Genomic DNA, 18,972 nt, shown 5'->3' with positions numbered 1-18,972 from the left:
ACGCCGACGGCGGCCGCGCGGCCACGGGGCGCGATTACCGCATGGGAGGGGGGCGATGCGTGCAGCCAACGGCACCGGTGCGGCATGGATCGTGCCCATCTTCACGCGCTAATTTATCAAAGTCCGGGCTTTCGGTGCCTAAGCGCACGCGCCTTCTCTGATCGCGGGGCTACGCCGCCTTGCCCAGCAGCAGAGCACAAGCTGGCCATAATGCCGCACCCGTGCCCAGAGGCTTACAAGCGTGCGCCGTAAGGGCCATATAGGGAGCATGATGTTGTACATGCGCCATAGGAGGTTCCTGCTCTCCGCAGGAAATCTGCTGAACCGCCCGTAACCCCGGGCGGCGCCTGCATCCGTGCGGGCTCACGTCTCGGGGCTTCATTCGACTTCCCTGTTCTTACCGACGATCGCACCTGTGCTGATCTCTGTTTTCGTGGCTTTTGACAGTCCGATGCCAGAGTCCCGCGGGTCCGTTTGCGGTATCTCATACCCTCGAATTGGAGATCGGCATGCAAACTCATCCCGTCCACTACAACGACTATCTATCCCAAAATCCACGCAATCGTGGGTCCCGTCTGGGTCAGGTGCTTGGCAACTGGTACCGCGCCCGTGTGCGCAACATCCACCGTCGTCGCATGATCGAAGAACTGCGCGCCATGGATGACAAGATCCTGCGCGATATCGGGATCAACCGCGGAGAAATCCACAGCATCGTCTACGGGTTCAGTGACGATGAGCTGAAAATGGTTCCGACCAAAGGCGATCTGCGGGCGCACTGATCCGCTGCGTCGATCTCACGCCGACCGTGCTGCCAGCCACTGGCGGCACGGCACCCCTTTGGATTCCAGCCTCGATCAGAAAAGGACCCACGCCATGATGCTGTGCCAAGCCGATTTCGAAGATCTGTTTCCCGACCTCTTTCCCGGCGACACTCGTGAGACCGAGGCCATCCGCCTCAACGCTCCCAGCGCCCATTGTGTGACGCGATGGAAGGATGACGCCGCCCCCCTGCACGCCACCCCCCAGTCCGGGCGCCTGAACGCGTCCAAGCGCCCCCCTCTCCAGAAAGAGGCCGCGCGGCATCTGAGGCCGGTCGCCTTCGCTTGACCCGAGCCCACCGCAATCGCCGCGCGTCAACATGCCGGCCGGCGGCGCCCCCCCACCATAACCGCCTGGGAAAGCATGGTTTTCAGGAGTTGCTAGAAATGACCAAAACTACCGTGATTGCCGCCGTTGACCGGTTCCCCGAGGATGACGCTGTGCTGCTTCGGGGCATTGAAGTGGCCGGTCGGCACCAAACGACGCTGCGCATTGTGCACGTGGCCGACGTACCCGATTACGCGGCCTCCGCGGCGGTCATGGGCCCCAGAATCGCGCGGGCAAAAACCTCGGCGCAGCAGCGTATTGATGCAGCTCTCGGGCGCCTTGGCATCGCGCCCGACGCGGTCGACGTCAGGCTGGAGGTGGGCGACCCGGCGGACCGGCTCGTTGCCCTCAGCCAACAAATGGCGCCCGCCGTCATGGTGATGCGCGCACGGCACCAGCCATGGATCGCACAGAAGCTGTTCGGCTCGGTTACCGAGCGGGTCATCGCGGCAGGCGTGGCTTCCGTGCTTGTCGTCAAGCCCGAGGTCACCCGACCCTATGGCCGCGTTCTGGCTGCCGTCGAAGGCGCGGACACGGCGGACGCCGCCCTCTCTGACGCCATGGCGGCCGTGCCCGGCGTGGATATCGAGGTCGTGCACGCCGTAGCGGTGGAGCCGCGGCTGGAGCAAGCCATGTTGCGCGTCGGGTCCCCCTTGACGGAGATCACCGCCCATCTTGAGGCGCTGGTCCAAGATGCCGAGAGGCGGCTCGCCCTGCGGGCGCAGGCTTGGTCACCGGGGGTCACTTGGCGTGTGCTGCGTGGCGACCCGGCGCAACAGCTTGTCCACGCCACCCGTGCCGACGGCGTCGATCTGATCGCCCTGGGGCCGCACCGTTCGGGCATGTTGACCCGGATCTTCAGCGGCAGCGTGATTCAGCAGCTGATCCGTGACGCGGCCTGCGACGTGTTGATCGGCCCGGCCCCTGCCCCCGCGCCGGTCCAAGACAATGCCAGCCGCGCCGAAATCGTGGCGTGACGCCCCACTCTTTCAATCCATTGAATTAACAAGGAGTGCACCATGCCTCAGAGCTTGCACCACACCGCCGCCATTCGAAAAGACACCGCCAGCCGCCGCAGCATCGCCCCGGTCACCGAGGCTTTGCGCATCGTGTTGAACGAGACCTACCAGTTGATCCTCGACACGCAGAGTTGTCACTGGAACGTCACCGGGCCGCAATTCTACTCGCTGCACGAAATGACCGAAGCCCAATACAGCGACATGTTCCGTGCCGTCGATCTGCTGGCCGAGCGCATCCGGACCTTGGGGGAACCGGCCTATGTCGACCTGCGCGGGCGCAACAGCGCCGTGGTGACCGATCAGAGCACCGACGACATGTTGCATGGCCTGCTACAGGGGCACGAAGCGCTTTCGCATCAATTGCATGCGCTGGTCCGCGCGGCGGACGCTGCCGATGATCCGGTAACGGCGGATCTCGCGACGAACCGGGCTGCCTTCCATGACACGGCCGCCTGGATCCTGCGTGCCACGACGTCCTGACCTTGCCGGGTCTCGACAGTGGTTCAGCCCATGGGCAGGCGCTCTTGAGTGATCGACGACGGCACCGACCCGCGTGTCGGGGCGTTTTTTCCGAAATCGCTGTTTGTATCCGCGCACGATGAGTGCAGAGTGACTGGATGACTCACAGCCTCCGCGAGCTTCTCGGCCCAATCAAATCGCTTCTGGGCGGCACGGCCGCCTTCATGGCCGGCAACAGCCTTCTTGGCGTGGTGCTGCCCTTGAAGATGCAGGCCGCGGAATACTCAGTCTCCTTGATCGGTCTGATAATGGCCGCCTACTACCTCGGCCTCGCCTACGGGGGGTTGCAGGGCAAACACGTGATCCTGCGCATCGGCCACATCCGCGCGTTCTCCACTTTCGCCGCAGTCATGGCCGCCGCCTGCCTGGCATATGATTTCCTCTTCCACCCCGTCGCCTGGATCGGCCTGCGATTTATCAACGGCTTTTGCATTGCCGGAATGACCATCTCCATCGAGAGCTGGTTGAATGAGCGCAGCAGCAACGTGACCCGGGGCCGGGTTCTGGGCTATTACATGCTGGTGTTCTACCTGGCCGTCGCCCTGGGGCAGACCTTGGTCAACGTCACGCCGGTTGCCAGCAGTGATCCCCTGATGGCGGCATCGGCACTGGTGGCGCTGGCGCTGGTGCCTGTCGCCATGACCCGCCTGGGGGAGCCGGACCTTGGCGATCTGAGCGTTCTGGGGGTAAAGGCGCTTTTCAAGGCGTCTGCGGTCGGCGTAGTGGGGGCCGCCGTCGCCGGGGTCCTTGTCGGTTCATTCTACGCGCTCGGCGTCGTCTTCGCGCGCCAGATCGGCCTGAGCGTGACCGAAGCCGCCTTGTTCATGAGTACCGTCGTCGTGGGGGGCTTGGCCGCGCAGGTTCCCGTCGGATTGCTGGCAGATCGGTTCGACCGCCGCATCGTCATGGCCTGCATCTTGCTTGCCGTTGGGCTCAGCTGGGGGCTGTTGTCCAACTCGATCTCGAGCGGCCTGCCCCTTGGCCTTCTCATGGCCATGGCGTTGGCTTTCGGCGGCGCCATCAGCAGCGTTTATCCCCTTTGTGTAGCCCAAACCTTCGACCGACTGGATCGCAAATATTACGTCGCCGCCTCGGGACGTTTGCTGATGGTTTATTCTATCGGTGCCACGATCGGACCGCTTCTGGCGTCGACCTTCATGGCCACATACGGGCCGCGCACCTTCTTCTTGTTCGAATCCGCAATCGCGGTGCTCTACGCGCTCTATGTGCTCTTCACCGTCACACAAGGACGCGCCTTGCCGATGGAAGAACGCGAGAAATTCGTACCGCTCCCCGACATTTCCCCGGTCGCCGTGCGGATGGACCCCCGTACTGAACCGGAGGCGGAGTGAGCGGGCAATGAGGCTCATTGGAGACGCGGATCAAACAATGATCGAGCGGTGCCGCTCAAGCCATTTCGTCATCTTCGCGAACAAGTCTGGACGTAGTTCATGCTACTCTCTGCTGCGACCGATCAAGCTATGTTGCGTCGTTTTTCTGACAGTGGATCACAGTGCGTAGCTCGCCGCCGAGGGCAGAATGTGGGCGCAAGTGATCGCCAACGTCGATCACTTCCCTACGCCTGCCCCCGCCGCATCACCGCGCCTTCAGCGTACGGATAGACGCACCAACGGTCCTGTCGGCCGTGTAATGTCGGGAAAAACCACGCGCGATCCGTCGCGAGCAACAAGAAATGCCAGCCCAACAATAGCGAAAAAGGCAGTTTCACTTTCCAACATGGTCTACGCCTCCAGCGTTCAGTAGTGAAAACTGAAGGGAAACAGTAGCTTACCTGTAGGAAATGGTGCCCGGTGACGCGCAATCCCGGCTTCCTGTCCCTTGATAATCCCGATGATCTGCGCCTCGGTCAAACGGCTCTTTCGCACCTGTTTGCTCTATCAAAAGGTTTAGCAAACTCTACATCAGTACGAGGGAAGTTGCGGGCGGGCAGGTCACGGTCGCACACGGCTCAGAGCCGACCTTGGTAATGCCTGCAGCGAACGGCAACTTCGAGCCCAAAGTGTCGGGTGCTGCGAAGTGTTCTAACCTCCGCTTTGAGTAAGCCCGGCAATGTGCAATGTTGTTGTGCGCGCGCCCAACGACGTTGAAGGAAAAAGCCATGAAAGCATGTTTCTGCAAGTCTTTCAGGATCGAACACCCGGTGATTTTGGCTCCTATGGCTGGAGTGGTTCCCGACCCTTTGGTGGCAGCTGTCAGCAATGCTGGTGGCCTCGGAATTGCACCGCTTTGGCATGTCAGTGTTTGCGACCTTCGGAAATCCGTGCGCAGCATCCAGCAGATGACCGGCAAACCGTTTGGTGTGAACCTGAACATGGAATTCCCGAGCATGGAACATCTCGACGCATGTCTCGAAGAAGGCGTCGAGATTATTTCATTGTTCTGGCAACCACCTGGAGAATTCTTGGCGCATGCCCAATCGGGCGGTGCCAAAGTCATTTACAGCGCGGGCGACGCTGCAGATGCAAAGGCCGCTGTCGATCTTGGGGCAGACGCGATTTGCGCTCAGGGCTGGGAAGCTGGCGGACATGTGCGGGGCAATGTTGGCAGCATGGCCCTTATCCCAGCCATCGTCGATGCAGTTGGTGATGTTCCGGTCGTGGCAGCAGGCGGAATTGCAGACGGGCGAGGATTGGCGGCAGCTCTTGCGCTGGGTGCATCCGCCGCGTGGGTCGGAACCAGATTCCTTGCAGCAGCTGAGGCAGATGTTCATCCCGATTACCTGTCCCATCTGTTAGCCGCTTCGGAGAACGACACGGCCCATTTTGATGACTTATTTGATCTTGGATGGCCTAGTGCTCCGCATAGAGCTTTGAAAAACAGCACATCCCGAATGTGGGAAGAGGCAGGTGGCCTACCACTTGGTGAAAGACCTGGAGAAGGAGATGTTATCGCCACCACTGGTGCAGGTGCTGATGTCTTAAGGTATCAAAGTAAGTCACCTTCGTCCGACCTCACAGGGAATGTTGAGGCTGTCTCGATGTGGGCAGGGCAAGGAGTATCTCTGGTAAGGGAAGTTCAAAGCGCCGGCGATATTGTCCGTGACATTGTGAACGAGGCGAAAGCTACTTTGGAACGCCTTCGAGAATACCAATGAAGTTGGATGACACGACAACCTGACCTTAGAGCACCCGCAGCGAAAGCCAGCTTTGTCCTGCAGCGCGGACGCCCGCTACATCTCTCACTCCTGACCTTGTTTGAGTGCGCTGCCAGAGCCCGGTTTGAGCCCAAAGTAAGCGATGCTGCGATGTGCTCGAATGACTGCAGTCTGGAACTTCAGTAGAGCCGAGCATCTTCATCTGCTGTGTGATCGTCCTCGACCTCTTGAAGCGTCTGTTCTCTGTCAACTGTAGCAATCACCCACTCAGCAAGTGTGGGTGCCGTCTTCCGTTTCGGCCATTTATCAGTGTGCCACAACCGAGACCGTATAAATGATGGACCTGTCGCGGTTTGATGCCGCTCCTTTGACAGCATTTACTGCAACAAAGGAGACTGACTATGGGACTGAAACGGACGGACGAATTCCGCCAGGATGCGGTGCGTATCGCGCTAACCAGTGGGCTTACGCGTAAGCAAGTGGCCGACGATCTGGGCGTTGGCATGTCGACGCTGAACAAATGGATCACTGCGCACCGAGACACGGAGTTAGTGTCGAACGAAGATTTAGACCTCGCCAAAGAGAATGATCGGCTTCGACGCGAGATACGGCTCCTGAAGGAGGAGAGGGAGATCTTAAAAAAGGCCACCCAGTTCTTCGCGGGTCTAAAGCAATAAGATTTAGATTCATCGAAGAACACAGGTGCAGCTTCCCAGCCAGTCGGTTGTGTGATGTCGTTGGCGTCAGCACGCGTGGGTTACGGGCGTATCGCAGTCGTCCAGCCAGTCGCAGGCAGCGGTCTGATCTTGTGACGCTGGCGCATATCAAAGAACAATCGCGCCTCAGCCTGGGCAGTTATGGCCGTCCACGAATGACCGAAGAGTTGAAAGAGATCGGTTTGAACGTGGGCCACCGTCGTGTTGGCAGGTTGATGCGCCAGAACGGCATATCCGTTGTTAGAACACGCAAATACAAGGTCACCACAGACAGCAATCATAAGTTCAATATCGCGCCAAACCTACTAGATCGTGACTTCAACGCTGATGCGCCCAACCAAAAATGGGCAGGTGACATCAGCTATGTCTGGACGCGTGAGGGCTGGTTGTATCTGGCCGTGATCTTGGACTTACATTCTCGGCGTGTGATCGGTTGGGCCGTGAGCAACCGCATGAAACGCGACCTTGCGATCAGAGCTTTGAAGATGGCCATCGCGTTCCGACAACCGCCCAAAGGGTGCATCCATCACACGGATCGCGGGTCGCAATATTGTTCTCATGATTCTCAGAAGATCCTGCGCTAGGACGGGTTCAAGGTATCGATGTCTGGGAAAGGCAATTGCTATGATAATGCTGCCGTCGAGACGTTCTTCAAAACAATCAAGGCTGAACTGATCTGGCGGCATCCTTGGAAGACACGGCGGAAGGCCGAGATGGCCATCTTCGAGTACATCAATGGCTTCTACAATCCGCGCCGCCGCCACTCAGCATTGGGCTGGAAAAGCCCTGTCGCCTTCGAACGCAAGGTGGCTTAAACGAGCACTTGGGGCGGCACAAAAGCGCGACAGGTCCAAGTTGCATCTGATCCGATCGTAGGCCACGCGATTGATATGGTAGTCGCCCCGTAATACGAGCAGAAAATTAACCTCCCTCTTCACTGACTAAAAGACCGTTCGACGCAGGGACCCACAAGTTGCCGCCCCCCAATCAAGGTCACGACCCTACTCACCTATTATTGTTAGATGTTTGATCGCAGCGACTCCACCCCATGCGCCACTCGGAACGGTTTTTGTGAAGGGCGGATTGCGGACCTTCGCTGCACTCTGCGCAGAGGTCTGCTGTGCGGACTTTCCTGCCGTTCGCTGCGACCGCTCAGTTTGCGCTGCGATTGCGAGGGCCTTTGGAAAGGAAGGGCGGGAAGGAGACCTTCGCTGCGGTTTGCAATAAGGTCTGTTGTGCGGGACAATGTGAGCTTTCGCTGCATCTGAGCTAAAGTCGGCTCTTGCTGACTGAGGAGCCCCTAGATTTGTAGACGCTTTGCCCCCTAATTTTGAGGCTAGGAGGCCGACATGGGGACAAACAACTACAGCGATGACTTCAAGCGGGACGCGGTCGCGCAGATCACCGAGCGAGGGTATCCGGTTCGAGAGGTCTCGAAGCGTTTGGGCGTCAGCGCGTATTCTCTGTACAAGTGGCTGAAGCTCTACGGCGCGCCTGCGTCCAACCCAAAGCGCAAGCACACGAACAACGGCATGCTGTCGCCCGTAGACTTCGAAAGAAGACAGCAGAAACTGAGAGAGGCAGGTGTCTAGGAAACTAGGGGCACCTCAGTTCTATACAAGCGAAAGCCCAATCAACTGACGCATGGTGGGAACAAGCTGATCTCGGCAGGAGAAGTCGCCAGCCTGGGCACCGATGCGATCCATGCGATCACGGCGGATGGCAATGGGCAAAGCCATGCGATCCACATCTGTGAAGGTCCCCTGACGGCAGTGAAGCGGTCGCTGTTTGACTGGGTTAGCGGCGCGGAAGTCGACTTCACGATTGAGAATTTCCATGCCATGCGAGACTGAAATCCGACATGGCCGAGTTCCAGTGAAATCTGAAGACTGATCAGCCTGCCGAACTTCGCAGCGGTTCATAGCACCCGCCGACGAGGTGGACGTGTGGCGTTTAGAAAGACGGGGCCGCTGCTTGAACTGCCCCGCCAATTTCCATTACATCCGCCTTACCTGATCCGCGCGATGCTGGTTACGATCCGAAGTTCGTAATCCGCAGAACGACGCCAGCGCTGTTCGATCAACTCCTCCAGCACTTGAAGGTTGCGCCGCGCAAGCTCTGCGCTTTCTTCACCGCGATAGTAATCCAACTCCAGCACCGATGGCCGTTCACCCAGCACCTGCATCAATCGGTCGATGCCCTGAAGCAAGGCGTCGGACGGCTGGCCGTTGGCTTGGAACGCAGCCGCGGTCAGGTCAATCTCGATCAGTTGACCAAAGGTTGCCCCGAAGTTGAACACTGTCATCGTGCCGGGCGTCACCCGCAGGATACGGGGGTTTTCAGTTGTGATAAAGAAACCGGTCGGCAAAGTGCGGTCGTCCAGCTCCAACTGGAAATTTGACCCGATGTCGGCCCGGGGCAGCGCCGCACAGGGCACCGAGAAACGGCCATGTTCATCGGTGGTGATCAAGGTGCCATCTACCGTTACGAGGCGCACACGCGGCAGGCCTTGCTCGGTGCCTTCGTCAAAGATCCCGTCAAAGTCACGATCATCAAAGACACGCCCGATGATGTCGGCGCAATCAAACAGAACCTCGGCCCGCCGCGTTACGGTTGCGGAAGCGATGTTGGAAACGACCGATCCGTCCGCCGCCATGATAAAGGCACGGTTGGTCAGCTCGCCGCTTTCGCCGCCAAGGATGCGGGCCTGAAGGGCGATGGTAACCGTCTCTCCCGCCCCAATGGTCACATTGGGCCATCGCAATTGACGCCCAACAACATCGGGCACGGGTGTCGAAGCGCCGTTAAAGGTGGCTGTCCCCGGTGTAAATTCAAGTCCCGCAGGCAATTCGTCGATCAGCGTCAGCGCGCCTTCCGCTGTGGTTAGACGGTTCTCGAAGGTCATCGTATAGGTGATCGTATCACCGATAATAGCCGATTGCGGAGATGCCGCCTTGGTAGCGAATAGATCAGGTTCCGCGGTGATCCCCGCCACGACTGCCGTTGCGGTCACCGGCATCGTGATACGGTCCGACGAGACCGCCACCGTATTCGGTGAGGCCGGATTGCCCCCGGCAATATCGTAGCGCACGGTCAGAGTGATGGTGCCGCCCTGCCCCGGATCAAGGTCAACGGCCCCGTCCAGAACAAGCGTGTCCGTCTGTCCATCATAGGCCCCGTTGCCCACTGCGCCGTTCAGATCAGTCACGGCCGGTGTATCGACCCCGACCAGCGTGGCTGGGGCCACAAAGCCGGTCAGATCATCAACCACTTCAATGCCGGTTTGAGTCACGTTACCGGTATTCTCGATCTCGATCTCGAATTCCACCTGCGTCAAGGTCCCGTTGATCCGGATCGGCACTGCTGCTGTCTTGCTGACCGTTATCTCGTCAATCTGGTTAATTGCAGCCGGAGTTGGCGTGCTGCCACCGCCGCTGCCGGTGTCCGAGATGTCCACGACCGGCGATCCGGTTGGCGACGTCGCCTGGAACGTGGCCGAGTTCAGAACACCGCCTGCGTTAATGTCGCTCTGCTGGATCGTGTAGGTCACACGGTAGGTAGCCGAGGCATTCACCGCTAGTAGGCCCGTGGTATCACCTGCCGTCTGAACGATGCTGTCGGGCGAAAGGGCCGAGCCATCAAAGTTGGTCAAATCCTCTGTGGTCAACGTAAGGCCCGTCAACGTCACGTTGCCCGTGTTACGCACTACAATATCAAAGATGACTTCTTCGCCGGGCGTGTCCCCAACAGAGATCGTGTTTTTGATTACCTCAATAGAAGGAGTGCGCTCGATCTCCATTTCGGTGGGATCATCGGAGTTGTTGCCATCGGCAGGGTCGCCATCGCGCGACACGTCGCTGACGTCCGGACCACTGGGCGGAGTGCCTGTGACGGTGGCCGTATTGGACAGTCCGCCCGCATCGACATCATCCTGAGTCAACACATAGCGCAGTTCCCACACCCATTCTTCACCGGGATCAATCCCGGCCACATTGCCCGAGGTCAGTGTCGGCACACCAACGGGTCCGCCCACAGGCGTGCCGTCAATCTGCGTCAACATGTCAGTGATATCGGGCGTGGTCAGCGTCACGTTGCCGGTGTTGCGTGCGGTGATCGTGAAGACCACTTCATCGGTCGCAATCAGGCCGGGCGTCGTGACGATTTTCTCGACCTCAAGAGACGGCTCGCCAGTGATCTCAACGACAGTGGGGTCATCGACAGCGTTTCCGTCGCCGTCGTCACCGTCGTCCGAAACGTCGGATGTCGGATTACCCAGAAGATCTGTGGCGGTCGCCGTCGCAGTATTCTGGAATCCGCCCGCGTTCACATCAGCGAGCACAATTGAGTAAGTCGCGGTGTAAGTCCAAGTCTCACCTACATCCAACAAGTTGTTGGCCATGCCACTTTCGGTGGGGGCAGACAGCGGACCGATTGCCCCACCTGGCAAGCCATCATCCAGATGGGTCATCGTATCGTTAATGCTCGGCGGTTGCAGCGTGACTGTGCCTGTGTTCACGACCGTAAACGTGTAGGTCACCGTGCCGCCATCCCCAAGGAAATCGACACTGCTGGTCTTGGTCAGCTCAAGCGCCGGGTCCGGTGTTGGACCGGGCGTGGTGATCGTGTCGTCAACAGGCGCAATGGTGCCGCGATCCGGCGTTGCTATGACAGTGGCCGTATTGATAATTTCGGCCCGGTCCACGTCATCTTGGGTGATCGTATAGGCCAGCGTGCAGCTTGCGTTGCTGTCGCCCGGGGCCAGATCGGGCACAGCGCAGCTATAGGGCGGATCAAGCGGATCGGTCACCACGATATTGCGCAGGGTCACGTTGCCCGTGTTGGTCACAGTGAACGTGTAGATCACATCGCTCCCCAAGGGGCCGAACGGGTCGGGCGAGGCGGATTTGCCAAGGGTCATTGCCGGAGCGGCGGCGGGCATCGTGGTCGTTTCGCCATCGGTATCCGACACGCTGCCGCCCGCGGGCGTGTTGCCCGTGGCCGTCGCGGTATTCACGACCGTGCCCGCGTCCACATCATCCTGCGTGACGATGTAATTCTCGGAACAGATCAGGATGTCGCCGGGATCAAGCGTTGCCACTTCGCAGGTCAGGCCGGGCAAAAGCGGGTCCGTGACGGTGATATTCGTCAGCGTCTGGTTGCCGGTGTTCTGCACCTCAAATTCATAGGTGATCGTCTGGCCTACGGCGGTGATCGCGGCGCTGATCACACGCTTGTCGAAGGTGATTTCCGGGTCGGCATCGCCGGGTGAGGTCACGGTATCGGTGGGCGAATTATACGTTGTCGGAAGCGCCCCAAAGCTGGTCGAGGCAAAGGCGGTATTGACCACCTCGCCCGCATCCAGATCGGGCTGCGTGATCGCATAGGATCCGGTGCAGGTGGCGCTCTCTCCGCTGCGGAAATCCTCATCCGTGCCGGGAATGCGTGTCCAGCAAGTGACAGTGCCGCCCGCAATCAGCGGATCGACCACATCTATGTCGCCCACAAAGGCACGAGTTCCCGTGTTGGTGACCGTGAAGGAGTAATTCAAAATATCGCCCACGGCGAGGAATTCGCCGCCGGGCCGTGGTGTGCCGCCGGCATCGGTGACGGAGGCAAGGGATTTTGCAACGTCAAGCGCGGCTACGGCGCCCGTGGGCGTGATTTCACTGGCCGGTGGTGAAACCGTCGTGCCCGAGGTCGCCGTGGCGTTGTTGACGACAGAGCCCACATCCACGTCATCGCCCGTCACCGTATATGTGGCGGTGCAGATATAGGTTTCCGTTGGGGCAAGGCCCGCCGCAGGAAACGTCGGACAGGTGATGCCGGCCGGTTGGATGCGGTCATCGGTGATCGTGACCGGGTCCAGCAGCGTGACATTGCCCGTGTTGGTCACGGTGTAGGTGTAGCTCACCACGGCACCGACTACGAAATCGGCAGGCGGCAGAGGGTCCGACTCTTTCAGGAGGGCAAGTTCTGGTTCTTGCGAGGCGGAAACGGTGACCTCGTCGGAGGGGCTGACGACGGGGGTGTCGTCGAAGGTGGAGGACGCGGTTGCGCTATTGGTGACGGACCCGGCGTCGATGTCGGGTTGCGTCACCGTGTAGGTGCCCGTGCAAGTGACGGGTGTGTTTGGCGGCACCGGTCCGGTTGGGCAGATGACCGATCCACCCGCCCCAGTGATCAACGGATCGTCGATGACGATGGGGTCGGTCAGGGTCACGTTACTTGTGTTGGTCACGACAAATTCGAACGTCAGCACATCGGTCGTGTCGTCGAAGGTTGGCCCGCCGTTGGCAAGTTGCTTGTCGAGGGTAAGGCTAAGGACCGGCGCGATTTCTTGTACGGTCGGATTGTCATCGCCGATGCCGTCATTGTCGGACACATCCGTTACCGCGGGACCGCTTGGCGGGGTACCTGTTGCGGTGGCGGTGTTCTGAATGCCGCCTGCGTCGATATCCTCCTGTGTCAGCGTATAAGAGAGCGTGTAGAAGGCCGTCTCTCCCGGTATCAGCGTGCCGGAGGCAGAGCCCCCATCAGCGCTTGCAAATGTCGGGCCGTTAATCGCGCCGGTCACAGCGGAGCCATCAAGCCGCGTCAATGTGTCGGAGGCGATGCCAACGCTGGTCAGGGTTACGTTACCGGTATTCTCAACCGCAATCTGGAACACGACCTGCGCGCCCACGGTGGTCGCCGGGGTGGTGATCGTCTTGATCGCCTCAATCGAGGGCGCGGCAGGGATCTGAACGAGTGTCGGCGCGTCGCCGGTGGGTGAGTTGCCGTCCGAAGCATCCTCGACCGGGGTGCCAGAAGGGTCCGCAGCCTCGGCCAGCACCGAGTTCGAGATACCGCCTGCGTCCACATCGTCCTGCGTCAACGTGTAGGTGAGCGCATATTCCCACGTCTCACCCACGTCCAATACACCAATCGTTCCAATGTCCAGCGCAGGGCCGGTTGGGGTGGGCGTTCCGATCACAGAGCCGTCCAACCGCCCAAGCGTGTCGGTCAGGGTTACATTGTCGAGGGTCACATTCCCGGTGTTTTCCACCAGAATGCGGAAGGTTACATCCACGCCCGCCACCATATCAGCGGGCGGGTTCGGGACATCCTTGATGACTACCATGTCCGGCACGGCGGGCGACACATCGACCGAAGTCGCATCCGTGTCACTGGGCGCAGTCACGCCCGAGGGGGCGGTTGCATTTGCCGTGACGGTGTTGGTAAGGGCCACGCCCGCATCCACATCCGCCTGTGTCACTTCATATGTCGCCGTCAGCGTGGCACTTTCTAGCGGATCGAGCGACAGGACAACCCCGCCACCGCTGATCGCCAAAGGTGCCGTGCCCGAAGCCGAGGTATGCTGATCGTCCAACAAGATGTTGGTGAGCGTCACATTGCCCCGGTTCGTCACAACGTAGGTATAGGTGATGGTGTTACCTTCTGCGGCACCTGTCGTGATCGAAGGTGTCTTCACCACTTCGATCGCTGCATTGCGCGCGGCGGGAACCGTTTCCGTGGCCCCTGCGGTCAGGGGCGTACCGGGATTGGTCGGGTCATCAATTTCAACGGCGGCGATGTTGGTCACATCACCCGCATTCACATCGTCCTGCGTGGTCTCGTAGGTGCCCGTGCATTCAAGCGTCTGCGTCGGCAGCAGCCCGCCAGCGGGAACGGGATCACAGCTGAGGTCTGCGTCAGCGATGCGGTCATCGGAAAGATCAGGAGCCGCCGTCAGCGTCACGTTGCCGGTGTTCTGGATCACATAAGTATATGTAATCGTCTGGTTCGCCCCGGTGAATTGCGCCACATCCGCCGTCTTGGTTATGCTGATCGAGGGGGTCTGTTCAGCCAGAACCGTGACCGAGGATGTCGAAGTCAGAGGCGTGCCCGGATCTAGCGGATTGGGCATGGAGGCCGTGGCGGTGTTGACCACCTGCCCCGCGTCCACGTCACCCTGTTCGGTATCATAGGTGCCGGTACATGACACAGTGCCGCCGGGCAAAAGCCCGCCCACAGGAAGCGGATCACAGGTCACGCCCGTCGCACCGGGATCATTAATCGAGGGCGCACCGGTCAGAGTGATATTGCCGGTGTTCTCAATCTCGAACGTATAGGTGATCGTCTGTAGCGACGCGTTGAAGGTGGTCACATCGGCGGTTTTGATCAGCGTGATCTCCGGCGTCCGCGTGGGCCCCGGAGTGATCAGGTTGCCCGTCCGAGTGATCTGCCCCGCGCCAGACGTCGCAATCGGCGTGGCCAAACCACTGGCGGTGTTGTCGATCTGGCCGTCATCCACGTCGCCCTGTTCGACCGTGTAGACGAACCGGCAGCTATCATCGCTTTCGCCCGGCGCAAGCGGCCCGACGGTGCAAGTGCCCGGCACCCGCGTATCAGTCACGTCGATGCTGCTCAGCGTTACGTTGCCAGTATTACGCACTTCGACAGTGAAGCTGACTGTGTCCCCGTCGACGTTGTAGGCAGGCGTTGGTGTGCCGTCGGTCAATGTCTTGACGATCAGCATTTCAGGCGCCGGAGTGGCCAGCGGATGGGTATCGGTTCCGGTCTCGGACACCGGAGTGCCATTGGGCGACAGCGCCGAGGCCGTTGCGGTATTGGAAAGCGTCTGCGCATCTACATCGGCCTGCGTCACGGTGTAATCGCCCATGCAAGACAGAACCTCGCCCGGTTCCAGTGTCACGCTTGCAGGGGCCGCCACACCACCCACGGTACAGGTCAGGCTTGGGATCAGGGGATCACTAATGCTGACGTCACTGAGCGTTTGATTGCCGGAGTTCGTGGCCGTGATCGTATACGTCAGGACATCGTCGACATCCGCCGGATCCGGGCCCGTGGTCACATCCTTGGCTACGGTCAGTTCCGGGTTTGCCGCGGCTGGCACGGTTTCCGACGCGGTGGGCGAATTATAGGTGCTCGGCCCCTGCCCCACATCATTGTATTCGACCGAAGCGAACGCCGTATTGATCACTTCGGCGTCGTCCAGATCGCCCTGCGTCACCGTATATTCGCCCGTGCAGGTCGCCGTTTCACCCGGTGCGAACGCAAGGTCGCTTGGTGTCGGCGTATAACAGGTGATCGGGTTCGGCGTCAGCAGCGGGTCGGTAATGGTGATCGGTCGCACGAAAGCCACGGTGCCAGTGTTTTCGATCTCGAATTCGAAGGTTAGGACGTCATCGACTTCGTTGAATTGCAGACCGCTTGCCGTGCCGCCAACAGGATCTGCAATTGAAATGATGTCCTTGGTCAGTTCCAGAGCCGGATCTGTTAAAGAGGGCACGGTCACGCTTGCCGGGGGTGACGTGGTTCTGCCGGAAGTGGCCGTCGCGTTGTTAACAACCGTGCCGATATAAACGTCATTGACGGTAATTGTATAAGTCGAGGTACAGGTATAGGTGCCGCCCGGAGCGATCCCGGCCGCGGGGAATGCCGGACAGACGACTCCACCCGAAGGGAAGCGGTCATCGTCGATTGTAATCGGATCCGTCAACGTGACGTTGCCGGAGTTGGTGGCGACATAGGTGTAATCGATCGTGCCCCCCGGCAACAAAATCAGTGTCGCGGGAAGATCTTCGGTCTTGGCAAGCGTCAGCGCGGGATTCTGCTGCGCGTTAGCCGTTTCGCTGGCCGGGGTCGCCGTATTGACAGGGTGGCCGCCAAAGGTCGTTGCGGCGCTGGCTGTGTTCACAAAGCTGCCGTTTTCCAGATCGGGCTGCGTCACGAGGTAGCTGGCCGTGCAGGTCACGCTGTCGCCCGGCCCAAAGTTCGGGGTCGCGGGGCCACAATTCACAGTTGCGCCAATGTCTGTATCGGTGACCACGATCTGTTCGGTCAGCGTCACGTTGCCGGTATTCGTGACCGTGAAGGTGTAGTTCAAAACATCGTTGACCTCATCATAGGTCAGCGTGGCCTGTGCGGTGCTGTCCTCATCGGTGATGGAGGTCAGATCTTTCGCGATGCTGATTGCGGGCGATTGAGCTGCATTGGCGGTGGCCGAGACCTGAGGGGACGTCTCTGTCACGGTGGAGCCATTGGCGAGCGTCTGGGTCACACTCGCCGTGGCAAGGTTCACAACACTTCCGGCGTCCAGATCGCCTTGGGTCACGGAATAGCTGGCCGTACAGGTGATCGTCGCCTGTGGTGCAAGGCCGCCCGCAGGTAGCACGGGGCAGGACACGCTGGTGCGGTTGTCAGCCACGGTAATCGGGCTGGTGATCGTGATGTTGCCATCGTTGGTGACCAAATAGTCATAGGTGATCATGTCACCCACAGCCGCGTAGTTGTTGCCCCCGGTCACCGACTTGGCCACGATCAGTTGCAGGTCTTGGGCCGGGCCTGTCAGCACCAGGGTATCGTCATCGCTGACGGCGGTGCCCTGCGTTGTCGAGCCTGTCACCGTGACCGTGTTGGTATAGGTAGCAGCATCGACCAAGGCCTGCGTGATCGTCAAATCCGCGCTCAACGGATCGCCATTGGCGCAGGTCGTCGTATCGGCGCCGGGTGCCAAATCAGCCAATGGGCACGTAAGGCCTAGGTCCGGGTCGTTCAGGACAAGGCCCGATAGGGTCACATTTCCATCATTGAACACCTGAAAAGTGAAGGTCTCGGTATCGCCCTCTGGCCCAAAGGCAAGATCGCCTGCTTCATCGGTTTTCACAACCCGAACCGCCGCCGCTTCAGCGGGGCCTCCAACGGTGGCCGTGCTGGTCTGTTCAGGCAGGGCCGCGCCCCCGGCCCCATTGGCCGCGACGGTGGCCATGTTGACGATCTCGCCCCGGTCAATATCGGCCTGGGTTACGTTGTAGGTGAAAGTACAGGTCGTATTGTCGCTGATGCCCGGCGCTAGGGTGGCGATGGTGCAGGAGTAATCGGGGTCAAAAAACGCATCCGTGACAGTTACATCAGTCATCGTCACGTTGCCGGTATTCTCGACCGTAAAGGTAAAGACCACCGGGTCGTTTACCGCAGCAAAGCTTGCGACGTCGGTGGTTTTGGTAAAGGTGAAGCCTTCGTCCTGATCCACGGGGATGGAGGCTGTGTCGCTTTCCACGTCCGTTCCGGTTTCTGTCGTGGTCACTGCAACCGTGTTCACCACGGGCGCGCCGCTGTCGATGTCGCCTTGCTCGATGGTGTAAGAGATCGTGTAGGTCCACGTTTCGCCCACATCTATGCGGCCAAGCTGATCACGCCCATCGGTGCCGCCGCCCTCAACAGGACCAATCAAGGTGCCGGTGCTGCCGTTAGGCAAGGTATCAACGATGTTAACACCGGTCAGCGGGATATCTCCGGTATTCTCAACCTCAATCAGATAATTGACGAGCTGCCCCTCGGCGGTGGCCACCGCCACACCCGAGATGCGGCGCTTGTCGACCTCAAACCCAATATCGCCGGTCACATCAATGGTCACCGTCGCTGTCGCGGTCAGCCCGGCCGGGTCGGTCACCGTGTAGGTGAAGGTATCCGTGCCAAGGAAATAGGTGTCAGGTGTGTAAAGAAACGTACCGTCAGCGTTCAGCACCAATGTGCCGTCCGATGGCCCCGTGTCTGGCCCGGTCACCGTCAGCGCGCCGCCATCGGGGTCGTTATCGACGCCGTTGCCATTGTCTGCCGTCACGTCTCCGGTGATCGCGACGTTTACAGGCGTCGAAAAGTCATCGTCCTGGGCCAGGGGGGCGAGGTTCGGGAAGTTGGCTTGTGAACAGGAGAACCCGTCATTGTTGCCAGAAGGATCACCGACGCCAACCTGCACCGCACTTGGTGCAGCGGTGTCGTAGTCGAAAATCTCGTACAGAAGGCCATTGTTGTTGTTGAAAGTGAAAAGCCGCCCGGCCAAATCCGTCCAGGTTGCGCCAAAGCCCCCGCCTGGCAAGCCGCCGGATACGTTCAAGCGCGTCTTTTGCAGGGTCGTCAGATTGTAGACATACATCTGACCGCCACTGAAACCGACCAAACGGTCCCCACCGCCCGGAATGAAGGCGACGTCTGCCGGCCCGCCACCAACACCAACAAAGTTCAGCGTCGTGATCGCGCCGGTGGAAAGGTTAACCCGATCGTAGCGGTTGTTGTTGCGGCGCAGGTAGAAGTTGTTTGACCGGTCCAGATCACCGGAATATGTCCCGAAGCCCACGGAATAGGCGATCTCGGTTTCCCCGTCCGACCCGATCCGAATAATATTGTTCCTTTGGGACGCATAGGCATAGCCATCCACGACGTTGTAGCCCGCGCCGTTGTAGCTGCCTTGGTTGGTGCCGACGTTGGTATAGGAGGAGGTGACCGGGTCGAAGATACGCAATTGGCCGGACTGCACCTGATAGATGTCACCGGTACAAGCGAAGGTCGGCAAAGTGGAATCGTTTGGGTCGGGAACAGTTTGCGCCTGAACCTCGCCCCCTAGCGTCACGCCAATCAGCGCCACTAACCAAAACATAGATGCTCTGAATCCTGC

General features: G+C 59.8%; 8 protein-coding genes and 1 pseudogene. 8 read left to right on the top strand and 1 reads right to left on the bottom strand.

Going from position 1 to position 18,972, the window contains the following annotated elements; translation table 11 throughout:
- Window positions 1-509: 509 nt before the first annotated feature.
- The 8 genes and pseudogenes from AADW23_RS10735 to AADW23_RS10700 all read left to right on the top strand — a co-directional run bounded on the left by AADW23_RS10735 (window position 510) and on the right by AADW23_RS10700 (window position 8,107).
- Window positions 510-779 (top strand): DUF1127 domain-containing protein, encoded by a 270-nt coding sequence (locus AADW23_RS10735; protein ID WP_341860931.1) that lies wholly within the window; start codon window positions 510-512, stop codon window positions 777-779.
- A 94-nt stretch (window positions 780-873) separates the two neighbouring features.
- The gene (locus AADW23_RS10730; RefSeq protein WP_341860930.1) at window positions 874-1,107 is read left to right on the top strand and encodes a hypothetical protein; all 234 of its coding nucleotides are present in this window, start codon (window positions 874-876) and stop codon (window positions 1,105-1,107) included.
- A 98-nt stretch (window positions 1,108-1,205) separates the two neighbouring features.
- Window positions 1,206-2,123: a universal stress protein gene (locus AADW23_RS10725; RefSeq protein ID WP_341860929.1), complete on the top strand. Its 918-nt coding sequence runs from the start codon at window positions 1,206-1,208 to the stop codon at window positions 2,121-2,123.
- 42 nt (window positions 2,124-2,165) lie between these two features.
- On the top strand, window positions 2,166-2,645 hold the full coding sequence (locus tag AADW23_RS10720) for a DNA starvation/stationary phase protection protein (protein ID WP_341860928.1): 480 nt from the start codon (window positions 2,166-2,168) through the stop codon (window positions 2,643-2,645).
- A gap of 137 nt (window positions 2,646-2,782) precedes the next feature.
- Window positions 2,783-4,036 (top strand): MFS transporter, encoded by a 1,254-nt coding sequence (locus tag AADW23_RS10715; protein WP_341860927.1) that lies wholly within the window; start codon window positions 2,783-2,785, stop codon window positions 4,034-4,036.
- Between the two features lie 767 nt (window positions 4,037-4,803).
- On the top strand, window positions 4,804-5,799 hold the full coding sequence (locus tag AADW23_RS10710; RefSeq protein ID WP_341860926.1) for a nitronate monooxygenase: 996 nt from the start codon (window positions 4,804-4,806) through the stop codon (window positions 5,797-5,799).
- A 401-nt stretch (window positions 5,800-6,200) separates the two neighbouring features.
- Window positions 6,201-7,330: pseudogene (locus AADW23_RS10705) on the top strand (IS3 family transposase).
- Between the two features lie 534 nt (window positions 7,331-7,864).
- Window positions 7,865-8,107 (top strand): transposase, encoded by a 243-nt coding sequence (locus tag AADW23_RS10700; protein WP_341860925.1) that lies wholly within the window; start codon window positions 7,865-7,867, stop codon window positions 8,105-8,107.
- A 416-nt stretch (window positions 8,108-8,523) separates the two neighbouring features.
- Here the strand turns inward: AADW23_RS10700 and AADW23_RS10695 are convergent, their stop codons facing one another.
- Window positions 8,524-18,954 (bottom strand): Ig-like domain-containing protein, encoded by a 10,431-nt coding sequence (locus AADW23_RS10695; RefSeq protein WP_341860924.1) that lies wholly within the window; start codon window positions 18,952-18,954, stop codon window positions 8,524-8,526.
- Between the last annotated feature and the right edge of the window lie 18 nt (window positions 18,955-18,972).

Source organism: Gymnodinialimonas sp. 57CJ19 (assembly GCF_038396845.1).
Taxonomy (GTDB): Bacteria; Pseudomonadota; Alphaproteobacteria; order Rhodobacterales; family Rhodobacteraceae; genus Gymnodinialimonas.
The sequence above is the reverse complement of the archived record's forward strand: the minus strand, read 5'-3'. Positions and strand labels throughout refer to the sequence as shown.